This is a genomic window from Salmonella sp. 2020_1459 (genome assembly GCF_043847915.1).
Taxonomy (GTDB): domain Bacteria; phylum Pseudomonadota; class Gammaproteobacteria; order Enterobacterales; family Enterobacteriaceae; genus Salmonella; species Salmonella enterica.
This window is the reverse complement of record NZ_JBCMFA010000003.1, coordinates 25,463-41,041: the sequence shown is the minus strand read 5'-3', so window position 1 is coordinate 41,041 and position 15,579 is coordinate 25,463. Positions and strand designations below refer to the sequence as shown.

Annotated in this window: 3 protein-coding genes; all 3 read right to left on the bottom strand. The window is 57.2% G+C overall.

Annotated elements, in window-relative coordinates; genetic code table 11:
- Positions 1–6: 6 nt before the first annotated feature.
- The 3 genes from ACH0VJ_RS08635 to bapA all read right to left on the bottom strand — a co-directional run bounded on the left by ACH0VJ_RS08635 (position 7) and on the right by bapA (position 15,132).
- Entirely contained in the window at positions 7–2,187 is a 2,181-nt protein-coding gene (locus tag ACH0VJ_RS08635) for a type I secretion system permease/ATPase (protein WP_086048295.1), read from the bottom strand.
- Positions 2,184–3,593 carry a TolC family outer membrane protein gene (locus tag ACH0VJ_RS08630; RefSeq protein WP_000533864.1) on the bottom strand — a complete coding sequence of 470 codons (1,410 nt, stop codon included), beginning with the start codon at positions 3,591–3,593 and terminating at the stop codon, positions 2,184–2,186. The genes ACH0VJ_RS08635 and ACH0VJ_RS08630 overlap by 4 nt, the downstream gene beginning before the upstream one ends.
- A gap of 64 nt (positions 3,594–3,657) precedes the next feature.
- Complete coding sequence (bapA, locus tag ACH0VJ_RS08625; protein WP_001237687.1) at positions 3,658–15,132, bottom strand: biofilm-associated protein BapA; 11,475 nt, start codon at positions 15,130–15,132, stop codon at positions 3,658–3,660.
- Between the last annotated feature and the right edge of the window lie 447 nt (positions 15,133–15,579).

Sequence of the window (15,579 nt, the reverse complement as noted above, 5' to 3'; positions counted from 1 at the left end):
GCGGCATCATGCTGATTGATTTTCATTTTTCCACTCCCGACGGTGACTTTGCATCCGATCCGCGTTAAGCGCCTGCGCTTTTGGCGCATCCATCACCAGTTGTCCTTCTTTCAGGACAACGACACGCTCAACCAGCTCCAGTATTGGTACCCGGTGCGTCGCGACGACCAGGGTTCGATTGCCAAGCCACTGATGTAACCGCTGAATAAACTCTCGTTCCGTATGCTCGTCCAGCGAGGCGCTGGGTTCGTCAAGTAGCACAATATTGGGGGAGCGCAGCAGCATTCTCGCCAGCAACAGGGACTGACGCTGCCCACCGGACAGGCCGTTACCACCCTCCATAATGGGATGATCCAACCCTTTTGCCAGCCGCCTGACGAAGACGGCGCCGCCGCTGACTTCGAGCGCGTCAAAAATCTGTTCATCGTTGGCGTGCGGCGCGCCGAGCGTCAGGTTCTCTCGTAGGGTGCCGAAGAAAAGCCGCGCGTTCTGGCTAAGAAAGCCGATGTTGCGGCGTAAATCCGCCATATCGATGTGCGACAAGCTGAGATTATCAAGCCGGGCATCTCCCTGAATCATCTCCAGGCCGCCCGCCATCGCCTGTAAAAGTGTGGATTTACCCGCACCGTTACGCCCCAGTATCGCAATCCGCTCGCCTGGCATGATCTCCAGACGCACGAGGCGCAGCGGTATGCGTTGATCGTCGTTATGGTAACGAAACTGAGCGTTTTCAAAGAGGTAATGCCCGTGGAGGATGTCGCGGTGTATCAGGCTATCGTCATGCTGTGTCTCGGTGGGCAGTTGCATAATGTTGTCGAGACCCATCTTCGCCGCTTTCACCTGCTGCCAGCGCGCCAGCACGCCGCACAGGTTAGCCATTGGCGCGATCATCCGCGAGCCGAGCATCGACGCGGCGACCACGGCGCCGGTAGTCATACTGCCTTCAATAACCATCGGCGCGCCGAACATAATCACTGCGGCATACACCAGACTTTGTACCGACATCCCCCAACTGATAAGCCCTTGCGTGAGTTTGCGGGTGCGTAGACCCGACTCGCCGGTAATACGGATATAGCTATTCCATTGCTGAAGAAAGCGGTTCTCCGCCTGCATCAGTTTAATATCTTCCAGCCCCTGAACGCTTTCGACCAAGACTGCATTGCGTAGCGTCGCTTTGTGGGCGGCCTGGTTGGCGAGGACAGCCAGTTTTTTTTGCAGTGCGACGCCCGGCAGGATCATCAGCAGAGCCGCCACGGGCGCTATCCATGCCAGCGGTGGGGCAATAATCGCCAAGACTATCATAAACAGGAAAAAGAAAGGCAGATCGACAATGGTCGCCAGCGTTGAAGAGGTAATCATCTCGCGGATCTGCTCCAGTTCGCGTAACTGCGAGATAAAACTGCCTGTGGAACGGGGAATAGCGCTGTTGCGCAGCCTTAACGCATGACCGAATACCCGATCGGAAATGCGCATATCGGCGCGTTTACCGAGCACGTCCATAATGTGCGTACGCGCTTCACGCAGCAGAAAACCGAACAGCACCGCTACCAGCACGCCGAAGGAGAGAACGTACAGGGTAGGATATGACTGAGCGGGGATCACCCGATCGTAAACCTGCATAGAGAACACAATCCCGGCCAGCGACAGCACGTTAATCAGAAAGGCGGCGACCATTACCGGTAAATAAGGGCGAATATCCTGCAGAACCAGCTCGCGCATCCAGTCAGGTTTAAAGCGGGAGATATAGCGGTCGACGCGGCTATCCTTGAGCGCCGATAGCGGGCGTAGCGCGGCAACATAGAGGATCTCCGGCAATAACTCGCTGAGCGTCAGGCGGTTACGCTGACCCTCTTCTTCAATCACAAAAACGTCTACCGCATCTTCGCCATTAACATGTTCGATGACCAATAACTGCCCGCCCCGGAGCTCGACAACCAACGGCAATCGCCACTGACTAAATGCCGTTTTGTCTATGTCCGGCGCATGAAAGGATAAACCCGCCTGCCGCGCGAGCTGCGTTAAGGCGGTCGTTCTGCTTTTACCCCTAAACCACGGGGCGTTGGCCTGAATTGAACCGGGAGAACAGGCAACGCGATAATGACCGGCGACATGGCTGATGGCCTGCGCCCATTGGCTTAGCGCGCGCTCACTGAGTACCTCTTCTACATCGGGGGCGGCGCGGGTCATGGCTGGATCTCCACGGATTGAATGCTGCGATGATTTAACGCGAACGCCTGACGAAGCGCGCCGGTGTTATACAGACAGTTCAGTTGCAACTGATGCAACTGGCTTTCCGTTTGCAGTTCGGCAAAACGCGCCTGGTAAACTTCCTGCTCCGCATTAAGCACGTCGAGCAGCGGGCGGGAACCGAGGTCAAGGTATTGTTGCTGATACAGTTCGCGCGTGCGTTCGCTAAGCTGCTGTTGCCGACGAAGGATTTGTAACGCGCTGGCAAGACTCATTGCCTGGCTGCGCGCCTCTATCAGTTTCTGGCGGACATCAAGCCGGGTGCGCTGAATGGTCGACTGAGCCGCGTCTACCGCATGGCTGGCGGCGTTGCGTCGGGCAGTCAGCCCTCCGCCCTGATAAAGCGGCATCTCAACTTTTACCCAGGTGGAATACTGGGTTTTATCCAGCACTTCATGACTGGGATATTTATCATTAAGATAATGTTGTACAGAAGGTTCGAGCGAAATCGTCGGCGTCATTTGCGCGCTGGCATAGTCCAGATTCGCCCGCGCAACGTTGGCCTGCGCCCAGGCGGCCAGTACCGCGGGCACCAGTCGATCGTCGGGAGTCGCCGTCTCACAGCTGCGAGCGAGTTTCGCCGGGAAGTCATTATTGATTCCGTTAAGCGAATTCCAGCCCAGCCAGCTCATCAGTGAGGCTTTCGCACTGTCGAGATTGGCCTGATACTGCGCCAGTTGCGAGCGGGCGGATTCGATTCTGGCTTCGGTTTGCACTACGTCAGATAGCGACGTAGCGCCTTCATCGCTGCGCTGCCGGATAAGTTTACCGATGCCGTCCAGCGCGACGAGCTGTTCTTCCGCCGCTTCTACCATTTGCTGCCAGCTCTGCGTTTGTACAATGGCGTTGGCGGTTTCGTGCGCGACGGTATCAATACTGAGCAACACATTGGCCTGTTGCTGTGCTGCGCCTGCGGTTTCGGCGCGAACCTGGCTTGCCACTTTGCCGAAGTCATAAAGCATTTGCGATACCGACAGCACTAGCGAGGGGCTATACCCGTGATCGGTGTAGGTATTGCTGTACCCATTGTTCACGCCAGCGCTGACTTGCGGATAATATTTCGATTTGGCGACCTCTATTTGTTCATTCTGTGCGAGCAGTTTGCCGACGGCTTCGCGAATAGAAGGATGCCAGTTAACGGCGCGATTGACCGCGTCATTGAGCGTCAGGTTGCCCGGCGCGGCGGCGCTGAGCGGCAACTCAGCGGCGGAGCCATCCAGCGAAGGAAGCATCTGGTCCGTTGCTAATCCTTCGGATGTAATCATTGGCGGCGCTTCTGCGCCCCGGGGCTGGTGATGAAACAAAGCAAATGCCAGTACGATGGCGACAGGCGCGACTCTTCCCATAGTTTATCCCTTTTAAATATCACCGCTTGTTGCCCCGAAAGTCGTGGCGTTCGGGGCTTTTTTATCAACCGCCGGTTATCAGGTGGTTGTTCTGCAACAGATCATTTAGCGTGAGCTGCACATTCTCCAGAGTGACAAGGTCGGTTGATTTAAACGCGCTGCCGGCGCCGTCGCGATCGACGGATATCACCGTATTGGCGCCGCTGGTATGAACCTGAACAAAGTTACCCAGCGTCGCCGCCTGGTGATCCCATCCCGTCAGCAGTTCGTGGATATCGATCTTGTCGCCCTGCGCGGTAGAGAAGTTTTGCCAGCGATCGACGCCGTTGCCGCCGGTCGCGTCCGCGCCGTTTAACAGGTGGTAAATCAGCGTATCGCCATAGGCGGAGCCGATGAGAACATCGTTTTGGTTGGTACTGACGATTTGCGGCGCCATATCAATGGTCAATGTGGCGCTATCCGTATGACCCATCTTGTCATCCAGTTGATAGGTAAAGACCTCTTTACTGGTGATGGACGACATCGCGACGCCATTATTCAGGGTGTAGGTGTAGGCGCCATCAAGGTTAATTTGCAATGTGCCGTAATGTCCCTGAATCGTGGCGCTGGTGGTATTCGCCGCGGCGTCCAGCGTGGCGGCGCTGCCGTTATACCCGCTAATGCTCAGGCGGGTATTCACCGTATTAAGCTGATCCATCGCCCCCGCCGCATCGCTGCCATCAAAAATATTGCCGAGAACGGTATGCGTTCCGGACGTTTCAAAATTATCCAGATCGACGGTGGTGCCGATGACGCGTGGCGTGATCGTCGCCGCCCCGGCCAGGGTATTGGTGCCGGTAAAGTTAAGCGTGTACGTTCCGGCATCCAGCTCCAGGCCGCTCAGGTTAACGGTCACCGTCGCGCTGCCCAGCGTGATATTCGCCACCGGAACGGTTCCGTTGCGTATGACGGTCCCGTTCTCCTGAATGGCCCAGCTAATATTCAGATTGCCCAGCGTAATGAGCGTGGAGACATCAAAAACCAGTGACGCGCCTTTAAGTACGGTGCCCGTTGCAACGTCAAAGGTGCCGCTCCCGCTGCCCGATTTGCCGAGTAGCCCCCAACTGGCGCTGCCGACGCTGGAGTCCAGCCAGGCAGCGGTATCCTGAAGCGTGGCGACGCTAAGGGTATCGCTGACATCATTAATCGCATCCAGCGCCCTGGCGGTTGGCGTGATATTGAGTGAGGCCGTATCGGTATCGCCGTTTGGCGCTTTGACCGTATAGATAAAGCTGTCCGGCGTTTTAATGCTGTCGGCGCCGACGCCGTTCTTCAACGTGTAGGTATAGTTGCCTCTTGCGTCAATGATGAGCGAGCCATACAGCCCGTTTACCTCCGTCGTGCCGGTCGCCGCAATCGCCACGCCGTTTACTTCAGTGAGGAGGGCGTCCGTAGGGGCGACATCATTGGTCAGTACGTTGCCGGTGGTGTTGGCGGTGATACTGTCAACGGCATAGGTGTGGTCCTGGGAAATCGCCAACGTATAGCCAGTGAGGACGCTAATGCCGCTGGCGGTATTCAGCACGAACAAGTATTCGCCGCCAGGCAACGTCAGGGTCAGCGGCTGGGACTGTCCGGCTAACAGCAGGGTGTTAATCCAGCCCTTTTGCACCCGGAACTGCTCATATTGTTGAATGGCATCGTTGAAGCGATAAACGTACAGATCGAACGTGGAAACCAGTGAGACGCCGCCGACGGTTCCCTGTAACGTCATGGTTCGCGTAGCGCCTTCTTCAACGTTAAAGATGATCGGATTAGTCATATCATCAAGCAGATTCGCGTTCAGTACATTACCAAGTCCGACGCTTAATACCGTGACGCCGCTTTGTGTCGAGGGACCGTTGTTGACGTAGCTAACGTGAGTATCAAAGACCAGCGAGGCGTTATTGTCTGTCGCTATCACACTGCCCGGTACAGGCGCGGGACCCAAATTAATAACCAGTTGCGCGGCGCTGCTACCGACGCCATTCTGGGTGATGGTGTAGGTGAAGCTCTCTTTATGTCCGTATCCCGCCGTGGGCTTAGTCAGCGTGTAGGTGTAACTGCCATCCTGATTAATGTGCAGCGTGCCGTATTGTCCCTGGATATCCACGCCACCCGCGCCGACCGGCGTACTGACGCCGTTGGCGTTGGTGATGGCGGTGACCGTGGTGCCCGTCGGCGCGGTATCATCAGCCATGACGTTGCCGGTACTGATGGTTGGCCCGCTAATAATACCTGCGCTGGTCTGGTGTACATCGACATCCAGGCTGGTATATGACCCGGTGGCGAGCAGACTGGTATTATAAGTGAGTACCCGGTACTGGCCTTCGCCCAGTCCGCTCAGGTTCAGGGTAACGCCGCTCCCGGTCAGGGTAAGCAAATTCGCGAAGTCGCCAACGGCGGTGTTGACGATCGTCGTCCAGGCGCCGAGGCTGGTGTCGTAGCGCTGTACCACAATCTCCTGAGTACTGAGCAGTGAAAGCACGATTCCCGTTGCGGCGGCATCGATGGTGACGTCGCCCGTACCACCTTCAGCAATGGTGAACTCAACCTGAGCGGTATCGTTACCCAAAACCGAGGCGACATTGCCAAGCGCGCCAACCAGCAGCAGGCCGTAATCCGAATAGTTTTGCGTGCTGGTGACGGCGGTAGAGGTCAGATCAAGACTGGTGATGTTATCCCTTGCCGCCAGCGGCAGAACCGGCGCGGTAATGCCTAACGTGCCAGAGGCGTTACCCGCAGCGTCAGTCGCCGTCACGTTAATGAGTTGACCTTCAATTTGTTTTGTCGGCAAGGTGAGAGACCATGCGCCGTTGCTGCCGGCGGTGGTGGTGAGCGTCACGCCGCCCGCCAGCGTGACGGTTACGGTGCTGTTTGCCTCTGCCTGTCCGGAAAGTGAACCGCCATCGGCGCTGAGCGTACCTGACGGCGTACCGGGCGCCAGCGTATCGACAATTACCGTTGCGGCGCTGGATACACTGCCTGTACCGTTGGCGTTAGTCGCGGTGGCGGTGAAGGCGTGGCTGCCTTCGGTCAAATTGCCTGTCGGGGTAAAGCTCCAGTTTCCGCTGGCGTTCGCCGTGGTGGTACCGAGCAGCGCCCCGTTGTTATAAATGCTCACCGTGGCGCCCGCCTGAGCGGTACCATTCAATGTGGGTTGTGCGTCATTAGTGACCTGGCCGTTGGCGATAGCGCCGGTATAAATACCCACATCATCTACTACGTTGGTGATGATCGGTGCTTCCGGCACACGCGTATCGGGCGCGGTAAATCCGGCGGCAATGCCTGTGTTGCCTGCTTTATCCTGGGCAAATGCCAGTAGCGGCTGACCATTGGTCTGCGCGGGCGTGAGTGTGGCGGTGAAGCTGCCTGTACCGTCGGCGGTGGCGGTTCCCAGTACCACACCAGTATCAGAGGTAATCGTCACTGTACTGCCTGCTTCCGCGGTGCCCGTCACCCGATTACCGGTAGCATTGATGACCAGGTTGCCGGGCGCGCCGGGCGCAATGGTATCCACGATAATCGTTATCGATGGCGAAGCGGCGCTAACGTTGCCAGCCGCATCGGCGGCGCTAACGCTATAGGCGTGACTTCCCTGGCCGAGCGCGGCGGTTGGCGTCCAGCTCCAGTTGCCGCTGGCATTGGCGTTCACGGTCACGACCAGCGCGCCATTATCGAAGATGCTTACCGCGCTGTTGGCTTCCGCAGTACCGTTGAGCGTCGGCTGTGTGTCGTTGGTCGATTGTCCATTGCCAATGGCGCCGGTATTGTTCGGGACATCATCAACGATGCTGGTTATAAGCGGAACCGTTGGCGCAAGGGTATCGACTACGATAGTAAAACCGCTGGTGGCCGGGCTAACGTTGCCTGCCGGGTCGGTGGCGGTCACTGTTAATATGCGCATGCCGTCGTTTAACCCTGTCGTCGGCGTGAAGCTCCACGCGCCGCCCGCGTTAGCCGAGGTGACGCCAAGCAGAGTGTTGCCATCATAGATACTGATCACGCTGCCCGCTTCGGCAGTGCCGTTCAGCGTGGGGCGGTTATCATTGGTTATCTGACCATTAGCGAGATTTCCTGTGACCCCGCCCGCGACGTCATCCACTACGGACGTCAGGATCGGCGTTTGCGGCGCGGTGGTATCGACCGTCAGGGTGAAAGCCGTACTGTTCGGGCTGCTGTTTCCTGCGGCATCGGTGGCGACGGCGGTGATGACGTGCGTTCCGCTTGCCAGCGTTGAGGTGGAGACGCTCCACGCGCCGTCAGGCTGAGCCGTTGTCGTGCCAATGACCGTACCATTTTCATAGAGCGTGATCGTGGCGCCGGCTTCTGCGGTGCCGCTGAAGGTTGGCGTAGGATCGTTGGTATTTTGGCCGTTCGCGATCGTGCCGAGGCCTGGCGCCTGATCGTCACTGACTGATGTGATTACCGGCGTCAGCGGCGGCGTAGTATCGACGACGAAATTAACGCTGTCCGAAACGGGGCTGGCGTTGCCTGCGGCATCAACGGCAATGACGGTAATTACATGGTTGCCCGTCGCCAGCGAGGCATCGGGCGTGTAGCGCCAGCTATTGCTATTGTCGGCGGGAATTTCAGCCAGCAGCGTGCCGTTATCGTAGAGACGAATAGTTGTGTTGGCTTCACGGGTGCCGCTAATGACAGGGCGCGCCTCGTCTGTGATCTGCCCTGAACTCAGATTGCCGGTAATGGGGCCCGTACCGTCGTAGACCGTATCAATAACAGGCGCGGCGGGAGCCGTGGTATCAATAGTAAACGAGCGTATTTCGGACGCGGCGCTGGTATTGCCTGCCGCATCGGTTGCTGTCGCCGTCAGGTTCCAGACGCCCGCGCCCAGCGAGGTAGACGGCGTAAAGCTCCAGCTACCGTTGGCCTGAACTTGCGCCGTACCGACCAGCGCGCTGCCATTATAAATCGAGATGGTTGTACCCGCCTCACCGGTACCCGAGAGTGTTGGTCGGGTTTCGTTCGTCGAGCCGCCGTTGGGGACGATGCCCGTTACCGGCGCCGTATTATCTGCCACGCTGGCGATAACCGGCGCGGCGGGCGGTGTGGCGTCAATCGTCAGCACAAATCCGCTGGACACCGAGCTGCTATTACCCGCCGGATCGGTGGCGCTAAGGGTGAACGTGTGGCTACCGTTTGCAAGCGGCGTCTGCGGCGTGAAACTCCACGTGCCGTCGCTATTCACCGTCGTGGTACCGATGGACGCGGGATTACCGTCAAGATAGACATTAATCGTCGCGCCTGCCTCTCCGCGCCCGTTCAGGGTGGGCGTCGCATCGTTCGTTAGCTGCCCGCTAACCAGGTTGCCGGTAATACCGGGCTGGTCATCCACAACGGAGGTGAGAACCGGGATCGCCGGAGGCGTAATATCGACCACGATCGTCCACGGCGCGGAGACCGCGCTGGTATTGCCCGCCGGATCGGTAGCGCTAACCGTCAGATTATGGCTTCCCTCTGACAAATTGCGGGGCACCGGGAAGGTCCAGCTACCGTTTTCGCCTACCTGAGCCGTGCCAAGCGGCGTACCGTTATCAAAAATGGTGATTGTCGCGCCAGGTTCGCCAGTTCCGTTCAGTATTGGCTGCCGATCGTCGGTGGATTGCCCCGGTAACACCGGAACGGTCGGTTGATTGTTATCGTCAATCACGGAGGTGATAACCGGCACATCTGGCGCCAGCGCGTCAATGTTCAGCGTAAAGCCGTCCGAAGGCTGGCCGCTATTGCCAGCGGGATCGGTCGCTACGGCGGTAAAGATGTGCGCGATGCTCTCCAGCGGCGCGTTCGGGGTGAAGCGCCAGTTGCCGCTTTGATCTACCGTGGCGGAACCGATTTCTACGCCGTTATCCAGAATGTGGATCGTGGCGCCTGCTTCTCCCGTTCCGTTGAGCGTCGGGCGTGAATCATTGGTGAGCGCGCCGTTATCCAGCGTACCGGTCATGCCGGGGACATCATCCGTTGCGCTGGTAATAACCGGTTGCGCCGGCGCGCTAAGATCGACAGTGATCCCGACCGGTGCGGACAGGCCGCCCGGGCCATTCGCATTGGTTGCCTGGACGGTGAAGTAATGTGTACTTTCGCTTAATGGCGTCGCGATCTCAAAGATCCAGTTCCCGCTGGCGTCAACGGTGGCAAAGCCTGCCGAATCGCCATCAATGAAGACTTCAACGGTAGAGCCGATATCCGTGGTGCCGCGCAGCGTCGGCGTGGTGTCGTCCGTGGCGCCGCCCGCCGCAATATTCCCCTGTACGCTCCCGACATCATCTTCAATCGCCGTGATGGCCGGGACGGCGGGCAGACCGCTGTCGGAAGCAGGAAAATTCGTAGCCGGGCCGTTATTCCCCGCGCGATCGATAGCAATTGCCGTCAGCGTACCGCCATCGGTTTGCGCCGGACTGAGCGTAACGACGAATTCACCGGTGCCATTAGCGACAGCGCTGCCGACCAGGGTGCCATCGGCATGATGAATTTCAACGGTAGCGTAAGGGTCGGCAAGTCCGGCGACGCGCGTGCCATCGTCATCCACCGTCTGGACTGTTGGCGCGGGCGGGGCGGTGATATCCACGGTAATGGTGATCGGTTGGGTTTGCGCCGTGGTATTTCCAGCGTCGTCAGTCGCGCTGAAGGTTAGCGCATGGCTGACTTCTGATAATTCGGGTGTATTGAATGTCCAGACCCCGTCGGTGACGAGCGCCGTCCCTATTGCCACGCCATTGTCGTAAATCGTGACGGTGCTGCCGTTTTCGCCGCTGCCGTTAATAGTCAGCGTCCGATCGTTAGTAAAGGTGCCATCGGTTAATGGCCCGGTCACTGGTGCAACATCGTCGAGGATCTCATTGACGACGGGCGGCTGCAACGGAACGGTGTCGACGGTGAAGGTAAAGCTGTTCGATACGCCGCTGCTGTTTCCGGCTGCATCGGCGGCAATGGCGGTCAGGGTGTAGACGCCATCCGGCAACGCGCTGGTCACCGGCAGCGTCCAGGTGCCGGTCTCATCGACGGTGACTACGCCTAAAACGCTGCTGCCGTTATAGAGCGTAATAATGCTGCCGATGTCGCCAGTGCCGTGAATGACCGGTGTATTGTCGTCAGTGGTTGCGCCGCTGACAATAGTATCCTGGACTTCGCCGACGTTATCTTCGGCAAAAGTGATAACTGGATTGGCGGGCGCAGTGGTGTCTAGCGTAAAAGTGACTGAGGCGGAAGGTGGACTGATATTGCCCGCTATATCGGTTTCCGTGACGGTAATGGTATAGGTTTCTGGCGTCAGTGCCGCAGGCGTAAAGTTCCAGCTACCGTTATCGCCTACCGTTGTGCGACCAATTTCACTGTCATTATTGTAGAGAATTATCGTGCTGCCGATCTCTCCCGTGCCGCTGAAGGTCGGCGTGGTATCGTTCGTTGCGCCATTATTGCCGATGTTGCCGATAACCGGCGCGACGTTATCGCTGATTAGCGGCGCGTCAGGCTGCGCTGGAGGCTGGGTATCAAGGGTAACGGAGAAAACGCTGGAGGTGGGGCTACTATTGCCTGCGGCATCCGTGGCGGTGGCCGTCAGGATGTTTAACCCTTCGCTCAGATTACGGGTTAGTGGATAGGTCCAGCTACCCTGTGGATTGACCTGGACGGTAGCCAGTTCTACGCCGTTATTGTACAGGGTGATGATGGTGCCGGGTTCGCCGGTGCCGCTGAGGGTCGGCATACGCTGATTGGTAATACTGCCGTTTGCCAGTAGCACCTCGCCTTCTCCGCCGGTGATGGCGGCTGACACGATCTGCGGCGCATCCGGCGCCTGGGTATCGACGCGCAGGGTAAAGCTGAGGGATTCGGGACTTTCGTTCCCCGCCGGATCGTTGGCGCGAGCGGTCAGAAGGTGGTCGCCGTCGCCCAGCGCGGCAGGCGGCGTAAACTGCCAGCGCCCGTCCGTGCCGACCAGCGCCTGACCTATGGCATTGCCATTATCGTAAAGGATGATTGTGTCGCCTGCGGTGCCGCTACCGCTCAACCGGGGCTGGGATTCCTGGGTAATCTGATTGGTATCAATCGTATTTCCGTCGCCGTCAGCTACGCCGATAACGCCGGGGGCGGCAGGGGCCTGGGTATCAATGGTAATCGTAAAATCGGTCGAAAAAGGCGTGGTGTTGCCGTTACTGTCGCTGGCCGTCACGGTAAAGGTGTAGGTGTCGTCCGCCAGTGGCGAGGCCGTGGTGTAGGCGTAGCTCCAGACGCCGGAATTACCGACGATAATATCCGCTATCCGGGCGCCATTCTGATACAGGTGTACTGTGGAACCCGGTTCACCTGTACCGTTAATCGTTGGCGTGCTGTCGTTAGTGAGCCCCAGATGCGCGACGCTACCGAGAATACCCGGCGCATCATCTGTAATGAAGGTGATTACCGGTTGCTGCGGCGATTGCGTATCGACCACTAGGTCGAATGACGCGGCCGGACTGGCATTGCCTTTAGCGTCGGTTGCGATTACGGTCAGTCGATGCGCGCCTTCACCTAAATTTTGCGACGGCGTAAACGTCCAGGTGCCGTTGGGCTGTAGCGTGGCGAGTCCCAGCGAAACACCGTTATCAAAAATTTCGACACGCGCGCCAGCCTCCGCCGTACCGCTAAGGGTGGGGCGGTTGTCATTGGTGGTTTGTCCGTTAACCAGCTGCCCGGTGAAGCTTTCAACATCGTCCAGCACCTGAGTGATAATGGGCTTATCCGGGGCGGTGATATCGGGCGCTTGCGCTGTGGTTGGCGGGCTGACGTTGTTGGCGCTGTCGGTAGCGGTGACGGTAACCTGTTCGCCGTTGGTCTGTGCGGGGACGAGGGGAAGGGTAAAATGACCTTCGCCATCTGCTTTGCCGCTGCCAAGCGGCTTGCCGTCCGGCGTGGCGATCGTGATGGCGCTACCCGGTTCGGCGGTGCCGCTGATACTGGTGCCATCCTCACTAATTACCACGTTTTTCGGCATTTCTGGCGCGGTACTGTCCGGCGCGATAACCGTCGCGGCGGCGCTTTCGTTGTTCGCTATATCGGTGGCGGTAGCGATAAGCGCCTGGCCGTTAGTCTGCGCCGCATTCAGCGGAACGATAAATTGTCCGTTGCCGTTAGCGACGGCGCTGCCAAGTACGGTGTTGCTACTGTCGCGGATAGTGACCGTTGCCCCGGCTTCCGCCTGACCGCTTACGGACAGACCGTCGGTCGCCACGATAAGACCGTTCGGTGCCGCAGGCGCAGTTTTATCCGGCGCGTTCAGCGTTTCTACCGGACCGCTATTCGCGGCTTTATCGGTAACGCTAATGCTTAATGTTTCGCCGTTAATTTTCGCCGGGCTAATACCTATTGAGAAGGTACCGTCGTCGCCTGCCGTTCCACTCCCGAGCGTATTTCCCAGGCTGTCTTTGATAACCACAGTACTGCCAGCTTCCGTAGTGCCGGTGAGTCTGTCGCCGACGTCGCTAACCGCCAGGCCTTCCAGCACCGGCGGCTGCGTGTCGATATCAATGGTAAAGGAGACGGACTGCCCGCTGGTGCCGCGATCGTTGGTCGCGGTAGCGGTAAAGACATGGTCGCCATCGGCAAGTGCCAGCGAGGGGGTAAAGCTCCATTTGCCGTCAGCGTCAGCGACAATGGGCGGAAAGGTCGGTACAGGAAAGCCATTATCGTTAATCGATATCGTACTGCCTGGTTCAGCAGTACCGCTGAGGGTTGGGCGGTTATCATCTGTGGCATCGCCATTTTTCAGTAGCCCGGTAACGGCGCCAGCGTCATCCGTCACGGTAAGGATAGTCGGCTGGGCAGGATACTGTGAATCAGAAGCGGTAAACTCCGTGGCGGGGCCGATGTTACCGACGGCGTCCTGAATACGCGCTTCCAGACGCTCGCCGTGGGTCTGAGCCGGATTCAGCGTGATGCTGAAGTGGTTATTTTCTCCGGTAATCGTGGAGCCCAGGTAATTTCCCGCCGGGTCATAGATCGACACAGTACTGCCAGCTTCAGCGGTGCCGCTAACGGTTGTGCCGTCTTTCGCAACATTATCAATGATAGCGGCGTCAGGCGGTGTGGTGTCCACAATGATAGTAGGCGTTGTCGTCACGCGGCTCGTGTTTCCGGCTTTGTCGCTTTGTTCGACGGTAAAGGTATGTTCGACATCGCTTAACGGCGTAGTCGGCGTAAAGGTCCAGCGTCCATTTTCGTCTACGGTAGCGCTGCCGATAACGGTTGAACCCTCTTTAATCGTGATGGTATTGCCTGCCTCTCCCTGCCCGGAAAATAGCGGTTTTGCCTCGTCAGTCCGGTCATTATTCTGTAGCGGCCCGGTGAGCAAACCGGTGTTATCGGCAATCAGTTCAACGCGTGGGGCATCGGGGCTGAGTGTGTCGATAGTCAGCGTAAAGCGGGCTGATTCGCTACTTTCGCCTTTCACGTTAGTCGCAATGGCGGTGAAATGATTTTCCCCATCCGCTAGCGCGCTGGTAATGGCAAAACGCCAGTTTCCGCTGGTATCAACCGTTGTTGAGCCTATTTCCTGACCATTGGCGTAAATATGGATGACTGTGCCTGCGCTGCCGGTGCCCTCCAGAGTGGGGGTACTGTCGTTCGTAAACTGATTATTGCTCAGCGTGCCGGTGAGGGGAGCGGCATCATCGATAGCGGCGGTGATAACCGGTGTATCGGGGAGAGGAATGTTGGGCGCATCAATGGTTGCGGATGGGCCGGTATTGCCGGCATCGTCAGTCGCGGTCACGGTAAGTTGTTCGCCGCTAATCTGTGGCGCTGTCAGATCAATACTAAATTTACCGTCGCTATCCGCTTTGCCCTCGCCAACGACGTTGCCTGAGGGATCTTTGATGGTAATGGTACTGCCCGCTTCGGCTTGCCCGCTTACCGTTTTTCCGTCCGCTGAAATCAATAATTCGCCGGGAGCGAGAGGCGGGGTAGTATCTACAGGATTACTGCTACCTGGAGTATTGCCGTTAGGGTTACTGCCGCCGGGATTGCTGTTATCAGGGGGATTACCGTCAGGATTGGTGTTATCGGGGGGCGGATTATCGCCATCCGAATGATGGTGGGAATCGCCGCCGCCGGAAGACGCGATAGCGGCAATGCCGCCAGCCGCCACCGCGCCAGCCAGTACCCACGGCCAAACGGCGCCGCCTGCTTCATGGGAAGCGCCGGAAGTGACCAGCAGTTCATTAATATCAGCGATTTGTTCAAAATGTAGCCCGGCTTGCGGATTTTCTACCCACCATAACGTGCCATCGTTTTCCGCCAGTACCAGCTGGCTTGCGCCCAGATCGTTGGTAACGTAAAAGTTTTTAATCGTGATCGTTTCGCCGGAATGGAGCGTCACCACCAGATCCTGATTAATGCGCGTAAGTTGACTAATTTCCTCCCGGGCCACTGATAATTTAACAATTGACGGGGCGTTAAGAGTGACCGCTGAGGATTCCACAGTGGTGGAGACGCCAGTCAATTTCGAAACCACGGCGAGTAGACGCATAAATTAGCTCCTGATGGATTTGCTCTGTGTATTAATTAACGGGCACGACGTTCAGGGCAAAATGCGTAGACGAGCCTTCCCGTTCATCATGAGAGATGAATTTCCGTCGCCATATTCTTTTTTATGAGCGTAGGTGGAGGTCTGGTTTTCTCGCCGAATAACCCTTTATTTTTTGTGCCTGACTAGTGCTTTCGTATTAGATGATATAGTCAGAAAAAAATCTTTCTGCAAATTAAGATCTATTGATAAAGGTGTTAGTGCGTCTGAAATATAACGGAGTTTGTGTTAAGTAGAGGTAGAGTGGGCTAACAATGCATGATAATTTTTTATTTATCTTTATGTTTTATAATGAATTTTAATTTTTTCTTCTTTTTCTCTTTTAACATAAAAACAATACTTTTTGTGAAGGTATTCAGCAATATTAAATTTTATAAAAATCATTTGAAG